The organism is Pseudobdellovibrio sp. HCB154 (assembly GCF_046267985.1).
Lineage (GTDB): Bacteria > Bdellovibrionota > Bdellovibrionia > Bdellovibrionales > Bdellovibrionaceae > Pseudobdellovibrio.
This window is the reverse complement of sequence record NZ_CP176530.1, coordinates 344,679-360,545: the sequence shown is the minus strand read 5'-3', so window position 1 is coordinate 360,545 and position 15,867 is coordinate 344,679. Positions and strand designations below refer to the sequence as shown.

The following is a 15,867-nucleotide window of genomic DNA, read 5'->3' as shown; positions in this document are numbered from 1 at the left end:
TCATGCAAATTACTCACACGGAAGTCGCAAAAATTATGCCGAAGGCATATCTATTGAATTGTACAACCTACTCGATCACTTACAAATTTAGCCACAGAAGGTTTGAAATCCATTCCCATAATGCCTGACGAAACAGATTTATTAGCAGCATCAATATTAATGGTAAAAATTTGTGGTTCAACCTTACTGTAGTTTGTGCAGTAGTCTTGATTCATTTTCATGACATACAAACAGTTGCATGTGTGAAAAGCGCGGTAACGGGTCGCTAAAAAGGCTAGCGGTGTTTTATACGGAGTCACGTTAAAAGCCTGAGCCGATAAAGTAAAAAGTAATGTCGTTAAAAATATTTTCATTATTTAACTCCCTCAGCTGGATGTTCTTTTTGTTGGTGTTCTTCAACGGCACGCACCGCTTTTTCAATCACATCAACAAGTTCAAAGTTTGAAGTCGGATCTTGGTTATTACCCATACGCACTAACACCATCTTCAAAGACGGCACAATCACTAGGTACTGCCCCCAATGGCCGTTAGCAATTAACGTATCAGGAATTCTTCTGGCTTGAGCGATTTTTGGATTTAACGTCCACCAGCTGCGTTTTGAATATAAAACTTCATTGCCATAAAGAGCTAAATCAAAAGCTTCAGGGCGCTGATTCGTATAATCAACCCAGGCTTCAGAAAAAATTCTTTTTCCATTCCACATTCCACGCGCGATATAAAGTTCACCGATTTTTGCGAAATCACGTGGGCGAATATACATTGAAGATCCACCACCGAAGTTTCCGGCTTGGTCTTGACCGAACGTCACATCTATTCCTAACGGATCAAAGAGGTACTTCCACGGAAATATTTGCTCTTCTACAACCGGAACCGCTGCTCTGGCTAAAGCCATCACAAAAGTTGAATCTCCGGTTGAATAGTTCCATTCATTTTTACCCGGCGTTTTTGAAGGGTGTGCAATAATAAAATTTGAAGTGTTCGCGATACCATCGCCGTAAAGAAGTTGTCCTACCGAGGATTGTTCACGGTCGCCACTGGGATCTTCGTACAATTCATTCCAGATTAAACCTGATGACCAGCTTAAAAAATCTGTTGTGCGTAAATCGCAGTGGTTAAAGTTTTTCGCCTCGGGCATATAATCACAGATCGAACGCTGAATATTCATTTGCTTCGCATAAACTAAAGCCCCTACGATGGCACTCGACATACTTTTTGAAGCTGACCACGCCACATGCTTGTTATCAGCGGTGTAGCCGTTGTTGTAACGCTCAAACAAAAGTTCTTTGTCAGCATACAATAACAATGAATCTGTCTCAGTTTTCGGAGCGAAAGCGATTTGCTCCATTTGCTGTAAAGATGTTGTGGTTGGTTCTGCCAGAGCAGAAACTGCGAATAAAGACACTACAAATAAAACGATCTTATTTTTCATAGTAAAACCAGCTAACGACACAAAAATGCACTTGTCACTAGCTTCATAAAAAAGTTGTTAAAAAAGGGTTAAAATGCCCCGTATTTTTTATTGGAAAAAACGATTTCATCACCTCTGACATCGAAGATGTGTTTGCAATACGTTATTTCCATGATTAAATAACTGCGCAAATAGAGGGGCAAACTACATGCGATCAATATTTTTTTTGGACGATAGCGAGGAATATCTCGATGTCATGAAAGTATTCGTACAGGCTGCGTGTAATTGCGAAGCGATCACCTGTTCAAGTATCGAAAGCATGCAAAGCCAAATCGAAGAAATTCTAAAAAGCAAAATGGCTTTTTTAGATATCAATTTGGGTGTGAACCAGCCCTCTGGAATTCAAGCTTACCGTTGGCTAAAAAGCCAAGGTTACAATAAACCTGTTTTCTTTTTGACCGGTCATACCAAAGATTCCGACGAAGCCAGACAGGCTGCAATTTTTGAGGATGCCCGCGTACTGGAAAAACCTATTCCGCCACAAGATTTTCGCGCCTTAATTGAGTCAGCCTCATGAATAACCCGCTGGCTCTAGACAATCAGTTAGCGGCGCGATCGACCCGCTATTTTGCCGTGGTAACGTTATGTCTTTTACCTTTGGCTTTGATTGTTCGTATCAACGCGAAACTACCCATCACTTGGTTATGGTATTTAGCTTTAATCGCTGTGACTTTTTCATTTTTTGTAACTAGTAAACTTCCACGTCTTAAAGCCAAGTACTGTGTGATACTTAACGCATTTATGGCCTTATGTGTACTAATGCCTAGCAGCCAAACGGCAACAATTGCAGCCCAAAAAAATCTACCTATCTCTTATTTCGGTACTTATAAAGTGATGGCGGTGATTGTTGCTCTCTTAGCCCCTTTTCCGCATTATGCAGGTTACATTTTACTGAGCTTTTGCTTACTTATCCCGCCTATCCAAGTTTTACTTTTTTCTCCTGAAATCATTCATGCTTCTGGACATTATGAGCCATGGATTACCATGTGTTATGCCTTGGTTGCTTTTTTAGTTTTACATCACCGTATCAGCACATTGAAGCTGCATGCCAATTTGATTGAATCACAAACCAAAGAAAAAAGTTTACGCGATTTTGCCGAAGTCGCGATGGCCTTGCGTGACCTGACAAACACACCTTTACAGTCTTTAGATTTATTAACAGACTTACTGCGCGAAGAAAAAATTTCGCAAAAGCAGGCCAGCGAACTTTTAAGCCGAACAACTTACCGCCTGCGCGATCTCATGCAGGTCTTAAGCGAACAACAGAAAAAAATTGCTCGTCAGCAAGTTCAAGAGTCAATGAACTCAATGGATATTATTCGTCAGGCTTTTGGCTCGATTAATAATTACGGCAAAAAGGACGACTAATGCGTTGGTTTTACCCTATTCTTTGGACCGCGCTGACCATCGTGTGCAGCTTTTTATTGGCTAAGATGTCCACCGATAGTTACCTACGTATTGCTAATGTAGAATATTTTGCAGATGAAAATGGGACTCAAACAATTGAATCTGTCAGAAACCAGCCGTTTGCCTCCTCTGAGAAAAAAACAATTCCACCGACAGCCAAAGTTATTTGGTTAAAAATTGCTGTTCCTGAAAAATTACAAACCTGGGAACAAGATGCCGTTCTTTTTACCGGATCAAATGAAACAGCCCTGTCAATGGAAGGCTTTATCACCCATGATCAAGGCGTAGAATATTGGGGCTACCCTATGCCGACTTTACAATACACTTTTCCGGTTAAAAAAAGCGAATTTAAAAATCGTATTTATTTTTTAAAAGTTGTTCCTGGCGCTAGTGGCATTAATAATGAATTTTATTTCATGAAACAAAGCTACTTCAACAAGGCCACGATTTTTTTGGTTCACTTTATCGGCCTTTCTACCGGAGTTTATCTTGTCGTGGCCTTACTGGCGCTTATTTTTTTCAGCTCGTTCAAAGAGCCCAGTTTTTTGATTTATGCCTTATTTTATTTAAATCTTTTAGCTTCTATTACTATTAACCGTGGTATCTGGGATGCTTACCGCCCAAGTGATATTGTTTTTACCGGTTCAACTTTAGTTTTTCCGGTGCTGATCTTAACGGTTTTTTTCGATTTACTTTTTATTCGTGCTTTTTTTGAAATTAAAAAACGTCATCCGCGTTTAAATTTAATTTACATGATTTTCCTGGCAGCCATCGTCGGCATTATCTTTTTAAGTTTCTTTCCTGAAACACAAGTATTGGCGTGGAAAATTTTTACTCCAGCCGTTTTTAGCACGATGTTTTTAACAAGCGTTTCTTTGGTTTATTTTATCTGGAAAAAGCGTTTGTGGGCTGAACAAATTGCTACAGCCTGGAGTGTAGCCATTGTGTGTAACTTAATCTGGGCAGGCTATCGTGCCGGAGTCATTGAAGGCTTTTGGTTTTTTGGTTATTTCGCTATTTTCGGAAGAACCCTTGAGGGTTTAATTCTAAACACAGTTATTTTTCAAAAACTGCAAAAACTTACACTTAAAGTAGGTTTTGCCCAAGCCCAAGGTGAAGAAAGTAAAGTTATTAAAACCCTGCTTCGCACCCTTTCACACGATCTTTCAAATACGACTCAGTTAGTGAAAACTACGGCGCAGGTGTTAAAAGAAAATGCAAACGACCCAAACACTACGAAAAATGTCGACCGTATTTTGCAGGCAGCCCAAGAACAATCAGACATTATTGAGAATGCAAAAAATAGTTTTTTAGTGCGTGGAAAACACATTTTAAATTTAGTTCCGGTGAACTTAAAAAAATCAATCAATGAAGTGATTGAAATGTATCAACCTGAAATTAAAAGAAAAAGTTTATTGATTGTTGTAAACGTTGAAGACAATCTGCAAGTCGTCGCTGAAAAAACCAGTTTAACTCACCAAGTTCTGTCGAACTTAATAAGTAATGCTTGCAAGTTTTCTCATGACGGAAAAAACATTCATATTGTGGCATCATTTCAAGAACCATCAACGATTGAATTAAAAATTAAAGATGAAGGCGTGGGTATTCCGCACCAGCTGTTAGACCGCATTTTCGATGATGAAGTGGATATTCGCCAAGTAGGTACTAAAGGTGAAATGGGAACTGGAAGTGGTCTACTCATTGCCCGCGATTTTATGGCTGTCTATGGGGGCGCTCTTCAGGTGGAATCGATAGTGGATAAAGGCGCAGAGATTACTCTACGCTTCCAAGGCTTTAAATAATCTTTTTTTCTCAACAGGGCGTAAGATATAGCCGCTGCCATATAACGCTTTAATGTGATGATTGAAGTCTTTCAGTTTTCTGCGAAGTGAACTGATATGCACATCAACGGTGCGTTCTTCAACGCGCGTGTCATTCCAGATTGTTTTTAGAATTTCATCGCGGGTAATTTTTTTATTCGGATGAGTTAGAAAAATTCTAAGTAAGCTAAATTCAATCTCACTTAAACGTTGGCCTTTGCCATCTAGTTCAACTTCAAGGCGCTCTGGGTGTAATCTTAAGTTACCAAAAGTTTCGCCAGAAGTAGAAAGCTCTTGCATACGGCGAAGACGCGCTAACAATCGGGTTTTGATAATCACTAAATCTGCAGGCTTTTCAATATAGTCATCAGCGCCGCCATCGTAAGACTGTAACATTCTGTCAGTATTGCCATGGCCCGTAAGCATAAGAATCGGAATATTTTTAGCTAATTGGTTCGCGCGTAACTTTTTGCAAAGTTCGATACCGCAGCCAACACCTAAATGCACATCAAGAAGAATAATATCTGGCGGAGAACGCATAATGATTCTATACGCGATGTCCGGATCGTGCGTAAGAGTCACATCGAATTCATTTGATAAACCTTGAGCTAAGATCTCACAAAGTCGAACATCATCATCTAAAATTAAAAGTTTTTTTCTATTCATCTTATTTCTTAAGATTAAGATGCGGTTAAAAAAAATTCAACTCGCCTGGCCCTTTTTTGGACTCAGCAGAGCCGTAAAACCATGGTGAATATTGCTTCCCATTTCGTGTAGGCCGCACACTTTAACTGCTGCGTTACGCTTAATCGCTTCACGCGGCATTCCAAATACAACAGAAGTTTGTTCATCCTGTGCAATGGTATAGGCGCCACCTGTTTTTAATTTCAATAAACCTTCGGCACCATCGGCACCCATGCCCGTTAAAAGTACGCCGACTACTTTAGAGCAGTCATATTCACGTTTAACTGAATCAAATAAAAAATCCACTGATGGTTTATGGCGGTTAACAGGAGGAGCATCTTCAATCGCTACGAAATACTCTTTTCCTTTTTTCATCAGTTTCATTTGCATTCCGCCGGGCGCGATAAGCACGCGGTTTTCTTGAACGCGGTCTCCGTTTTTGGCTTCTTTCACTTCAAACGGAAATAGTTTGTTCAAACGCTGAGCAAAAGCCTCACTGAAAAATTGCGGGATATGTTGAACAATAAGTGTCGGCGGAATTTTTGAGCCCACCTGCTCTAGGACAGTTTTAATCGCTTCAGTTCCACCCGTTGAGGCTCCAATCACCAATAAACTTTGCTGGCAATGAGCTAAAGTTGCCGCTTGCTTAACTTGCTGTTTTTTCTGGACAACAGATTTCGCTTGAGAAGCTTGATATAAACGATCCAAAATTTCTACCCGTTTAGCCAGAATCGTTTTTTGATCGGGCTTTTGAATGTAATCAACAGCCCCATTTTCTAAGCTTTCTAAAACTAAATGCGATTCTTCAGGGCTTAATGAACTAATCACCACGGTCGGAATCGGGCGAATAACCATATATTCTTTAATCAAGTCTGCACCGGTCTTTTGCGGTAAATGCAAATCCATCGTGATTAAATCAATCGTCTTTAAACGAATTTCTTTCATCGCCTCTGTCGGATTAGCGGCCTCAGCGACAACTTCAAAACGCGGGTCAGATTCTAAAAGATGACGAATCACTTTTCTGATTGTTACTGAATCATCAACAATTAACGTTTTGATTTTACTTTTTATCATTTTGTTCCCTAACATATCGGCTTACCGCATAGCCAAGACTTGCCATGGGATACAATTCAAAATCTTTAATCAAAGCAGTTTTTCCACTGCCGTACACGTCTTCTAAAAGATAAACTTTTTTACCGGTTTTTTTGATCTGCTCAAGCACATGTGATGGAAATAAACTTAACACCACAATAGCATCAGAAGTTTTTAATTCTAACGGCAATAAAAAACCTTGAAATGATAAAACTTTATTTTGCAATAAAGCTGAAGCATTACTTGTTACATACGATTGAGCTCTGGCTAAATCATTTGGCGCATGAAGAACCGCTACTTGGCCTGTAGCTTTAGCTGCGATTTCTTTACCACCGAAAACTTTATCTAATGAATGATTGAAATCTGTCGATTTATTTTCAACCGCTAAAGTGCGCGCCTTAAATAAGATTTCTTCACGACTTGAATCAAAAGTTTTTAAACTTGGCTTTTCAACGTAATCTTTAGCCCCTAATTTTAAAGCTTCAAGAGCTAAGCTTTGCTCCTGACGGTCTACCGAACTGATCACAATCACCGGCGGGCGATTTAAATTTTGGCTGTTTTTTAAAAATTCAACTCCATTCATGATCGGCATATGAATGTCTAAAGTAATTAAATCGTATTTATTGTTTTTAATTTTTTCCAAAGCTTCTTGGCCGTTTGCCGCTGTATCAGCAACTGTAAAGCCGTCAGCTTTAGTAAACATCTGTTTTAATAATGCCAGAATCGTCGGCGAGTCATCTACACAAAGTACGCGACGTACAACTTCTTTAGGCTGTGAAGCCACAAATGCCGGACCTGGAGCTGACACTGTGTTTGGCACAACTGAAAGGTGTGGCGTTGCGGCTTTGTCTTTTGGTAAGCTGTAAACTGAAGGCCCCGTTAATTTTAAATTAACATTTAGGCCATTTAACGTTTCTGTAAGACCTAAAAATAAAGCGCCACCTTCATTTAATCTTTTTTGAAAGTTGCGCGCTGTTTTTTCCATATCGTTACCCGTAAAATAGATAAAAACATTACGGCAGAAAATTATATCAAAATTTTGTTTCGGCCAAGTTTTAGCATCCACCAGATTAGCCACGTCGAATGAACAGCGATCATGAATTCTTTGATGCACGCGCGTGTAGTCAGAATATTGGCCACGACCACGAATAAAATTTCCTGTTTGGTAAGCTAACGGAACAGAATCTGTTTCTTTTTTTGGAAAAACACCGTTTTTAGCAAACTCAACTGAGATTGCATCAATGTCTGTTCCATGAATTTGATAAGTTAAATCTGGCGCCATCTCTTTTAAGCAAAGCTCAATAAAGATCGCCAACGAATACACCTCGTGACCACGGCTACAAGCCGCCGACCAAAGATGAAGCGTTTTATCCGCTCTTTTACGAACCAGCGGAATTAACTGGGGAAGTGTTTGCTGTTTTAAAATTTCAAAGTGCTTAAATTCACGAAAAAAATAAGTGTGATGTGTCGTGAATAAAGAAATTAATTCGCGAAATTCATCCTCGCGATTATTTTGATAATACGCTATGTACTCAGCTTCGTTTTTTAATCCCAGCAAAGTCATTCTGCGGCGCAGACGCTGCACAACCATGTCCTGTTGTTTATCACCCAACTGAACACCAGAGACCTCTGAAACCTCAGAGGCCAACATCATGATAGCCGACCTATTGTCTTTCATTAAGCTGCACTCGCAGCCTGTGTGACTTTAATATCGCGGCCAATCACTTTTTCTACATCTAACATCAGGATTAATTCATCATCTTGTGAATAAATGTTTGTAATAAAATCGTGATTTGCAGCACGTGATCCCGGAGGAACTTCAGAAATTTGTTCTGCTTCAGCCGATAATACACTTGAAACCATGTCAACGATCATACCCATTTGACCAAATGGCATTTCACAGATAATCACCGTGGGCTGTTCGCCCTTTGTTCCCGAACCTAAGCGTGAGCGTAAGTCAAAAATAGTAATAATTTGACCACGTAAATTAATAATTCCCACAACATGCGCAGGAGCTTGTGGAATCGCCGTCACTTCTGGCATACCAATAACTTCACGAACTTTTAATAACGGCACTGCGAAACTTTCACTGCCAACCATAAAACTTAAAAACTTTTGAGAGTCTTTCATCCTACATCCTTTACTCTTTTTAATTCTTCATCTGCTAATTGTGCTAAATCTAAAATAAGCGCGGGTTTTCCGTCGCCTAACACGCCACTTCCGATAAAACGTTTGTATCCGGCCAATTCTGCACCCAATGGTTTTACGACGATTTGTTGCTGACCAACGACATCGTCCACGAGAACGATAAAATCGATCCGTGAGGATTTGGCAATAATGCCGATACCGTTTTTCTTTTCAGCTTTTTTATCACCTAGTAATTCACGCAATGAATACACCGGCAAATAACGACCACGCAGATTTAACAATGTTCCTGACTCTGGACCTTTTTTCAGACCGTCATCAGTGATTTTTACTGTTTCAGAAACTTGCGTGAACGGAATAATAAAATTTTCTTTCGTAGTTTTTACAACCATGCCTTCCATAATGGCCACTGTCAGAGGTAACGAAATCGTAAACTCTGTGCCTTTATGAAGTGTAGAAGCAATGTCGATTTGACCACTTAACGCTTCAACACTGGTACGAACAACGTCCATACCTACACCGCGGCCTGATACTTCAGTCACAGCAGCTTTTGTTGAAAAGCCTGGAGCAAAAATTAAATCAAAGATTTGCTGCTCACTCATGCCTTCGCCAGTTTTAATAAGGTCTTTTTCAAGGGCTTTAGCGACGATACGCTGCTGGTCTAAACCTTTACCGTCATCTCTAAGACGAATAACAAGTTTGCCACCTTCTTGCGAAAAACTAAGCTCAAGAAATCCCGCAACAGGCTTTCCTCGCACAGCACGCTCTTCAGGGCATTCAATACCATGGTCAATCGCATTTCTTACGATATGAACTAATGGATCGCTGATACTATCAAGAATCGTTTTATCAATTTCAAGATCTTCACCGACAACGCGGAAATCAACACTTTTTTCAACAGCTGTTGAAGTGTCACGGCTAATACGTTGTAACTTTTGCACCAGTGGTTTGACAGGAACCATACGCAGACTCATCGAAAGATCCTGCACTTCTCTGATAATTTTGCTGGCCTGTTCAACGGTTTTTAAGATTGTTTGCTCCATCGCTTTGATGGATTGTTGGCGTAACACAGAATCTAAAACGACTAACTCACCAACGGCGTTAATTAATTTATCTACACGTTGAAGATTTACGCGCACTGATCCGTCGTTGCTGTTAGTTGCTTTTTTGCCAACAACTAAGCCAGGGCCACTAGGCTCTATTGGCGCTTCGTCATCACCCGATCCATCAGCATCGAAGTCTGCATTAAAATCAAAAACAGCATTTAAATCTTTTTTATAAACATTAAAAGCCGCCGCAATAATATCGCGCGATTTTAAAAGACGATTGATAACTTCTCTCGTTACTTCTTGCTCACCGTTTTTGTAAACTAACAAATAAGTTTCTAATTCATGGCAAAAGGCACCTAATGCATCAAAGCCAACCGCTCTGGCACTACCTTTTACGTTGTGAACTGTACGAAATATTCCATCAAAAGTTTCTTTTTTATCAGAGGCCTGTTCGAGATCTAAGAGCAAAGTTTCCATTTCTTCAATGACTTGCTCGCCTTCTTCTAAGAAACATAGTTTTATTTCATTATCTTCCATTACTCAATGATCGACGTGACTGCGAAAAAATTAAACTGACCCGGCCTTCGTTTCACACTCTCTTAATAATTAAACTTCACAATTTCTTCATAATTGAAATTTGCCGTATCCTTTCAGGTACTTAGCAGAAGAGCTATCATTCAATAGATTTTTTCTAACCGACATGTTTGATGGAAATTATGAAATCTACTTGAGGCACGTAAACGATGAATACTGTGATTAACGGTCCAATCATGTCTATTGAGTTTCCAGAGCATTTGGACACTGATTTTTCTGATCTTTTGCAAACCAAAGCGAAAGATTGGCTAGCGGCTAATGTCGAGCTCTACGCTTTTAACTTTAACAAAACTGTCAGTTGCAAACCGACAACGTACCGTTTTCTTTTATCTGTTACGCAGCAAATTCGCAAAGCAGGTCGAGGTCTTGTTAGCCACAACCTCAACTTCGATTTAGGCCAACAATTTAAAATGGCTGGAATTTCAGACGCTCTGAATGTCACAGCTGATTTCGAAGCTTACCTTAAAAAAACCACCGGCTCTAAAAAGTCTGGCCTTGATGTGCAGATGATTAACCCTTTTTTAGAAGCCACACTGATGACACTCGAAGGTCAAGCCAATACCAAGTGTGAAGCCCAAAAACCGCAATTAATTAATCTCGATGATAAATCCAGATCTGACGACATCGCGATTGCCGGTGTTATTTCTTTAAATACTGAACAATTCAGCGGTTCTATTACTTTAGCTTTTCCTGAAACTGTATTTCTTAAAATTTATGAATCGATGTGCGGTGAAGTCGTAGAAAAAATTAATGAAGAAATCGAAGATGCTGCCGGCGAATTATTAAATATCATCTACGGAAGCGCAAAAACTAAACTTAACGAGCAATGCAACTACAAATTAGCGCCCGCTTTACCCACAATTCTTTCCGGGGAAAAAATTAAAATTCGCCAAACCACTTACCAAAAGATCATTGTCTTGCCGTTTAAAACAGATTTTGGCTTATTTCGAGTCGAAATTTCATTTGATCCCTAGACCTTGCTTCATAATCTCTTAACTTTTTAATAAAAAAATTTACCGATATTAAAACTGACATTAAATCAAAATTCAAAACACTCTAAAGGAGCACGTATGTTTAAAAAATTTGGCCTGAAAGCAAAACTAATTGCTATGTCTGCGATTAGTTCTACTCTACTTCTTATTGTAGGTGCCGTTGCCGTAAACGCACTTAACCTCACAAGTGACCATTATGACCACGTCATACACGTAAATTTTCCCAATGCGGTCAACGTGGGAACCATGCGCTTTGCCGGCAATTCAGTCTTGCGCTTATTAACACAAATGACTTTACCTGGTAATGACGAAAAAGAACTCAAAAGATTAGTTGCGCGTCTTGATGAAGAAAAACAAAGATTTACCGAGGCCAAAACTACTTACGATGCAATCCCATTTGTTCAAGGCGAAAAAGAAGTCTTTGATGCTTTCATAGACAGCTACCAGGCTGTACTAAAAAAAGTTGATGACTCTATACCTCTGTTAATGTCAGGTTCTCCAGCGGACCGTATGGAGTTCGCCAACTCATACCGCGGTGAATTCAATAAAATTCGTAACAATTTTTATGATCAAACGAAAGTGCTTTTAAAATTTCATCAAGATGAAGCTGCTAAATGGACTAAAGATGCAGACGATACAAGCAAAGCCCAATCAATGTTAGCTATTTTGATAGTCGCCGCTGGTTTTATTTTATCATTAGCTATGGGTATCATCTTTGCCCGTGGTCTTTCGAATAGTTTAGTTTCTGTGTCGAAAAACTTAGTTGAAGGTGCGACACAATTAAATTCAGCAGCAACTGAAATTGCGACCGGTAGCGAAAGCTTGTCAAGCTCTGCTTCTGAACAAGCGGCAGCCGTTCAAGAAACTTCATCTGCGGTAGAAGAATTATCAGCCATGGTTTCTAAAAACTCTGATAACGCTGAAAAATCTCGTGATAAAGCATCGGTTAGCCAACAAGTGGCGCAAAAAGGCCGTACTGTTGTGACTGAAATGATGTCAGCTATTTCTGATATCAACGAAAGTAACAACCAAATTATGAATGCTGTTGAAGAATCAAATAAAAATATCGCCGAAATCACACGCGTGATTATGGATATTGGCGCTAAGACAACAGTGATCAAAGATATCGTATTCCAAACGAAACTTTTATCGTTCAATGCTTCAGTTGAAGCAGCCCGCGCTGGTGAACACGGTAAGGGCTTCTCAGTTGTTGCTGAAGAAGTTGGCAACTTAGCGCAAATGAGCGGTAATGCAGCTCAAGAAATTTCTAGCACTTTAGAAGAAAGTATCAAAAAAGTTAATCACATCGTGGCTGAAACAAAAGAGCGCGTTGAAAGTTTAATTCTTGTTGGTAAAGACAAAGTTGAGCGTGGTCATAATATCGCTACTCAATGTGGCGAAATCTTAGAACAAATCGTAGCTGAAGCTTCTGATGTAAGCTCTATGGTTGTTGAAATTTCTAGTTCATCGAAAGAGCAATCAATCGGTATTCAAGAAATCACAAAAGCTATGTCACAAATGGACACTGTTACCCAGCAAAATGCTTCGATTTCGCAAACATCAGCTTCGGCTTCTGTGGAATTAGCGGCACAAGCAGAATCATTAACATCGTTAGTGAGCGAAATGCAGTCTATCATCTATGGTTTAAACCAAGCACCTGCAAACCAACCAAGCTATGCGCCTCGTAAAACAGAACCTAAACAATCGAATAAAGTTGTTAACTTTAAACCTAAGAAAAATGGTTTAGACGTTCCGTCATACCATGATCTAAAAGCTAGCGGTGATGACTAAATGAAACAATTAGTGACTTTAACGTTCCTAGGCCTGGCATTTGCTCTTCCAGCAAGTGCCAAACCTGAAAAACATTGCGCGGTGGCTTATGTCGCCGGCGATTCCTGCAAAAACCTTCGCGTAGATTTCAATTTAAAAAATTGTGGTGTTACAACGACTAAAAAACCAAAAATTTCATGCAACGGTAGTTCAGCGACAGCGACTATTGAAGCTGACAAATGGGTTTTTAAAACAAAATTAAAACACTACGTTGGTCAAAATACTTCTATTTGGGATGTAAATGGCGACGTACAATTTTCTGAAAAATCAGAGCCTGCTCCCCGCAAAGTAGCCACTGAATCCCCGGCTCCAGTCAGTGTTTCGGCAACAACTGCCGCTGCTTCAGCTCCACAAACTTTGGCGGCGACTCCTGCAGCTGCACCAGCTCCGGTATCAGCTCCGGCTCAAGTTGTTGAAGTTAAGTCTGATTTTGTACCGACTTGGAAAAACAATGCTTTGATTCAATTTTGGTATGTAGAAGACCAAACACAATATGCTACCGCTGCGGATAAAAATTTTCGCGTGCGCCGTGCAGAATTAAAATTAACAGGATCAAGTGCTGAAAATACACGTTGGTTCTTAGTGGCTGACTTTGCAAAAAGTTTAGCAACGACAACGACTTCAGTAGTTACTTCTTCGCCTTCAACAAAAACTAATGTCACTGGCATTAATACTGATGGCGATAGCAAAATTCTTCAAGATATGGGTATCGCACTAAAATTAGCTCCCGATCTGGAATTAACGTTAGGCCAATTTAAGTTGCCAACAACAGCTGAAAGTATGCAAGCAACCACTGAAACTTTATTTGCTGAAAAAGCTTTACTATCACGAACTTATGGTGAACGCCGTGACCCAGGTGCAATGCTTTCGTATAAATACGACAAAATCAAAGCCTCGGTAGCAGTGTCGAACGGTCAAGGTCCAAATGTAGATGAAAAAAATGATCGTAAAGACTACACAGGCCGTTTAGAAGCGACTTTACCGTGGGGTTTTAATGTTGGAACTTTTGCTTTATGTAAAGAAGCTATTTGTTACGACTTAAACCGCTATGGTGTGAATTTAGGTTGGACTTACTCAGACTTAAGTTTGCGTGCTGAATACGTCAATTCAAATATCAGTTCTGTGCGCGCAACGACGTATATGGTTGATGCGGGTTACAAACTATCTGATAAATGGCAAGTGGCTACTCGTTACGAGTCGTTACAGCCAAACGTATCAAGCAGCTTTAAAAGTTCTGCCGCTACTGTGGGTGTAAATTATTTTCTTTCAAAACAGAATTTAAAATTCCAATTAAACCACACGCAGTTATTCAATATGCGCGGAAACAACGGCAGCTACTCAAGTAGCGCTGATCAAAAAGGTTCTTTAATTATTTTCGCTATTCAAAATAATTTCTAAGGCATTTTGCCTCGAAATTAACCGGAAGAGTTTTTGCACTGTAGAAATACATGCAAAAACTCGTTCGCTTAATCATTAGTTGTTTACTGATTTTTATCGCGATTAGATGCGCTCCCCTTCGCGACTCACCCTACTCTTCTCACATACTGCGTGACGAACGCGATTTGAACAATTTAAATATTGCGGCACTTTCGGACATTGATGCCGATACCCAAATGGTGATTGCTGTATTTGCCGATAGTCACCAAAACTATCGCAAATTACGAAATACGATCAGCCATATCAATCGCACACCTTTTGTAGATTTTGTCGTTAATCTTGGTGACGCTACCAATAAGGGAACAAATATGGAGTATGATCACTTCGCTAAGGCCTACGAAGAAATTAGACGACCCAAATTTAGCGTTCCTGGCAACCACGATACTATCGGCGCAGGCTTATTTTTATTTGAACAAATTTTTGGCCCGTTAAATTTTTATTTCGAGTCAGCTTCGCACCGTTTTATTTTTTTTAATTCAAACAATTGGGAAACTCCATTACATTTTAATTCTCTCTGGTTACGCGACACTGTTTCAGCATCGACCAAGCCGGTCCTTATATTTAGCCATATTGGCCTTGCTGATGCTGAACGATTCAGTAATGGCGATGGCGAAATTTTTAGTGAAATTCTAAATGATCCCAAAGTGCGTTTGACCGTTCATGGACACAACGATGGTCAACGAGTTTACTCTGTTAGTGGCACGTGGACAGTTCAGACCCCCCGGATCGGAAGTCTGGGATGGATACTTTTAAAAATTCAAGGTAATGACCTTTCTGTTTCTTTACCGCAATCGGGATTAACATCATGGTATACTCTAAAATCTGGCTTTTAATTCTTTTATTTTTTCCTTGCCAGACTTTAGCTTTTTGGAACCCGATGATCGGTCATGCCGGTTTTTTAGGTCATTATCATGCAGGCGCAACTTATCATGCCGATGACAATCATAGTCTTGAATTAAGCCTTGGCAATTACGAAATGGATAACCGAAATTTTTTTCAGTTGAATTTTGGCTATGCCTATTCGCGGTGGCATTGGCAAATAGAAGAGTTTAACATTGAACCGCTTCGGTTTGGACCTTATGTTTTTTATGCTTTTGATAACAGTAAATATTTTTTACAGGTTCCGCACCGCTATGCCGATCGCAGCTACTACCAACAAAGCGGTCTTCATCTTGCTCTTCATTTGGGCTCCGCAATCACAATTAAAGAAAACTTACGTTTCATTATTTTCACGATGATTATCGATGAAGCTTTTATCATTATATACAATAACCCCGGTGAGCAAATTGACCAGACCTTTATGTCGACCGGAATCATTCTCGAGTGGATGTTGTAACTAAGTTATGCTT

Annotated in this window: 15 protein-coding genes; 8 read left to right on the top strand and 7 right to left on the bottom strand. The window is 39.8% G+C overall.

Annotation, left to right across the window (positions count from 1 at the left end):
- Nucleotides 1-50 precede the first annotated feature (50 nt).
- Both ACKWCF_RS01925 and ACKWCF_RS01920 read right to left on the bottom strand, forming a co-directional pair.
- Nucleotides 51-353 (bottom strand): hypothetical protein, encoded by a 303-nt coding sequence (locus ACKWCF_RS01925; RefSeq protein WP_409479005.1) that lies wholly within the window; start codon nt 351-353, stop codon nt 51-53.
- Entirely contained in the window at nt 353-1,429 is a 1,077-nt protein-coding gene (locus tag ACKWCF_RS01920; protein ID WP_409479004.1) for a serine hydrolase domain-containing protein, read from the bottom strand. Before ACKWCF_RS01920 ends, ACKWCF_RS01925 begins: the two co-directional genes overlap by 1 nt.
- A 187-nt stretch (nt 1,430-1,616) precedes the next feature.
- On the opposite strand from ACKWCF_RS01920, the gene ACKWCF_RS01915 reads away from it, so the two are divergent.
- The 3 genes from ACKWCF_RS01915 to ACKWCF_RS01905 all read left to right on the top strand — a co-directional run bounded on the left by ACKWCF_RS01915 (nt 1,617) and on the right by ACKWCF_RS01905 (nt 4,677).
- The gene (locus tag ACKWCF_RS01915) at nt 1,617-1,985 is read left to right on the top strand and encodes a response regulator (protein ID WP_409479003.1); all 369 of its coding nucleotides are present in this window, start codon (nt 1,617-1,619) and stop codon (nt 1,983-1,985) included.
- The gene (locus ACKWCF_RS01910) at nt 1,982-2,836 is read left to right on the top strand and encodes a hypothetical protein (RefSeq protein ID WP_409479002.1); all 855 of its coding nucleotides are present in this window, start codon (nt 1,982-1,984) and stop codon (nt 2,834-2,836) included. Before ACKWCF_RS01915 ends, ACKWCF_RS01910 begins: the two co-directional genes overlap by 4 nt.
- A gap of 65 nt (nt 2,837-2,901) precedes the next feature.
- The gene (locus tag ACKWCF_RS01905; RefSeq protein WP_409479001.1) at nt 2,902-4,677 is read left to right on the top strand and encodes an ATP-binding protein; all 1,776 of its coding nucleotides are present in this window, start codon (nt 2,902-2,904) and stop codon (nt 4,675-4,677) included.
- On the opposite strand, the gene ACKWCF_RS01900 is transcribed toward ACKWCF_RS01905, so the two are convergent.
- Genes ACKWCF_RS01900 through ACKWCF_RS01880 form a run of 5 tightly spaced genes read right to left on the bottom strand, consistent with a single transcriptional unit; the run spans nt 4,654 to nt 10,202 of the window.
- Nucleotides 4,654-5,361, bottom strand: a complete 708-nt coding sequence (locus ACKWCF_RS01900) for a response regulator transcription factor (protein WP_409479000.1) — start codon at nt 5,359-5,361, stop codon at nt 4,654-4,656. The genes ACKWCF_RS01905 and ACKWCF_RS01900 overlap by 24 nt on opposite strands.
- 36 nt (nt 5,362-5,397) lie before the next feature.
- Nucleotides 5,398-6,453 (bottom strand): chemotaxis-specific protein-glutamate methyltransferase CheB, encoded by a 1,056-nt coding sequence (gene cheB, locus ACKWCF_RS01895; protein WP_409478999.1) that lies wholly within the window; start codon nt 6,451-6,453, stop codon nt 5,398-5,400.
- Nucleotides 6,440-8,149 carry a CheR family methyltransferase gene (locus tag ACKWCF_RS01890; RefSeq protein ID WP_409478998.1) on the bottom strand — a complete coding sequence of 570 codons (1,710 nt, stop codon included), beginning with the start codon at nt 8,147-8,149 and terminating at the stop codon, nt 6,440-6,442. The genes cheB and ACKWCF_RS01890 overlap by 14 nt, the downstream gene beginning before the upstream one ends.
- A complete protein-coding gene (locus tag ACKWCF_RS01885; protein WP_409478997.1) occupies nt 8,149-8,601 on the bottom strand; it encodes a chemotaxis protein CheW in 453 nt (150 codons plus the stop codon). The genes ACKWCF_RS01890 and ACKWCF_RS01885 overlap by 1 nt, the downstream gene beginning before the upstream one ends.
- A complete protein-coding gene (locus tag ACKWCF_RS01880; RefSeq protein ID WP_409478996.1) occupies nt 8,598-10,202 on the bottom strand; it encodes a chemotaxis protein CheA in 1,605 nt (534 codons plus the stop codon). Before ACKWCF_RS01880 ends, ACKWCF_RS01885 begins: the two co-directional genes overlap by 4 nt.
- Before the next feature lie 206 nt (nt 10,203-10,408).
- Between ACKWCF_RS01880 and ACKWCF_RS01875 the strand changes: the two genes are divergently transcribed.
- The 5 genes from ACKWCF_RS01875 to ACKWCF_RS01855 all read left to right on the top strand — a co-directional run bounded on the left by ACKWCF_RS01875 (nt 10,409) and on the right by ACKWCF_RS01855 (nt 15,854).
- Entirely contained in the window at nt 10,409-11,233 is an 825-nt protein-coding gene (locus ACKWCF_RS01875; protein WP_409478995.1) for a chemotaxis protein CheX, read from the top strand.
- Nucleotides 11,234-11,329: 96 nt separating this feature from the next.
- Nucleotides 11,330-13,042 carry a methyl-accepting chemotaxis protein gene (locus ACKWCF_RS01870; RefSeq protein ID WP_409478994.1) on the top strand — a complete coding sequence of 571 codons (1,713 nt, stop codon included), beginning with the start codon at nt 11,330-11,332 and terminating at the stop codon, nt 13,040-13,042.
- Nucleotides 13,043-14,479 (top strand): porin, encoded by a 1,437-nt coding sequence (locus tag ACKWCF_RS01865; protein WP_409478993.1) that lies wholly within the window; start codon nt 13,043-13,045, stop codon nt 14,477-14,479.
- 50 nt (nt 14,480-14,529) lie between these two features.
- Complete coding sequence (locus ACKWCF_RS01860; RefSeq protein ID WP_409478992.1) at nt 14,530-15,351, top strand: metallophosphoesterase family protein; 822 nt, start codon at nt 14,530-14,532, stop codon at nt 15,349-15,351.
- A 44-nt stretch (nt 15,352-15,395) separates the two neighbouring features.
- On the top strand, nt 15,396-15,854 hold the full coding sequence (locus ACKWCF_RS01855; RefSeq protein WP_409478991.1) for a hypothetical protein: 459 nt from the start codon (nt 15,396-15,398) through the stop codon (nt 15,852-15,854).
- Nucleotides 15,855-15,867 lie beyond the last annotated feature (13 nt).

Excerpts from the sequence above, each read along its gene's own strand:
- ACKWCF_RS01915 (WP_409479003.1), top strand. The coding sequence starts at position 1,617 with ATGCGATCAATATTTTTTTTGGACGATAGCGAGGAATATCTCGATGTC.
- ACKWCF_RS01920 (WP_409479004.1), bottom strand. The coding sequence starts at position 1,429 with ATGAAAAATAAGATCGTTTTATTTGTAGTGTCTTTATTCGCAGTTTCT.
- ACKWCF_RS01870 (WP_409478994.1), top strand. The coding sequence starts at position 11,330 with ATGTTTAAAAAATTTGGCCTGAAAGCAAAACTAATTGCTATGTCTGCG.
- ACKWCF_RS01880 (WP_409478996.1), bottom strand. The coding sequence starts at position 10,202 with ATGGAAGATAATGAAATAAAACTATGTTTCTTAGAAGAAGGCGAGCAA.
- ACKWCF_RS01905 (WP_409479001.1), top strand. The coding sequence starts at position 2,902 with ATGTCCACCGATAGTTACCTACGTATTGCTAATGTAGAATATTTTGCA.
- ACKWCF_RS01900 (WP_409479000.1), bottom strand. The coding sequence starts at position 5,361 with ATGAATAGAAAAAAACTTTTAATTTTAGATGATGATGTTCGACTTTGT.
- ACKWCF_RS01865 (WP_409478993.1), top strand. The coding sequence starts at position 13,043 with ATGAAACAATTAGTGACTTTAACGTTCCTAGGCCTGGCATTTGCTCTT.
- ACKWCF_RS01925 (WP_409479005.1), bottom strand. The coding sequence starts at position 353 with ATGAAAATATTTTTAACGACATTACTTTTTACTTTATCGGCTCAGGCT.
- cheB (WP_409478999.1), bottom strand. The coding sequence starts at position 6,453 with ATGATAAAAAGTAAAATCAAAACGTTAATTGTTGATGATTCAGTAACA.
- ACKWCF_RS01885 (WP_409478997.1), bottom strand. The coding sequence starts at position 8,601 with ATGAAAGACTCTCAAAAGTTTTTAAGTTTTATGGTTGGCAGTGAAAGT.
- ACKWCF_RS01910 (WP_409479002.1), top strand. The coding sequence starts at position 1,982 with ATGAATAACCCGCTGGCTCTAGACAATCAGTTAGCGGCGCGATCGACC.
- ACKWCF_RS01875 (WP_409478995.1), top strand. The coding sequence starts at position 10,409 with ATGAATACTGTGATTAACGGTCCAATCATGTCTATTGAGTTTCCAGAG.
- ACKWCF_RS01855 (WP_409478991.1), top strand. The coding sequence starts at position 15,396 with ATGATCGGTCATGCCGGTTTTTTAGGTCATTATCATGCAGGCGCAACT.
- ACKWCF_RS01890 (WP_409478998.1), bottom strand. The coding sequence starts at position 8,149 with ATGAAAGACAATAGGTCGGCTATCATGATGTTGGCCTCTGAGGTTTCA.
- ACKWCF_RS01860 (WP_409478992.1), top strand. The coding sequence starts at position 14,530 with ATGCAAAAACTCGTTCGCTTAATCATTAGTTGTTTACTGATTTTTATC.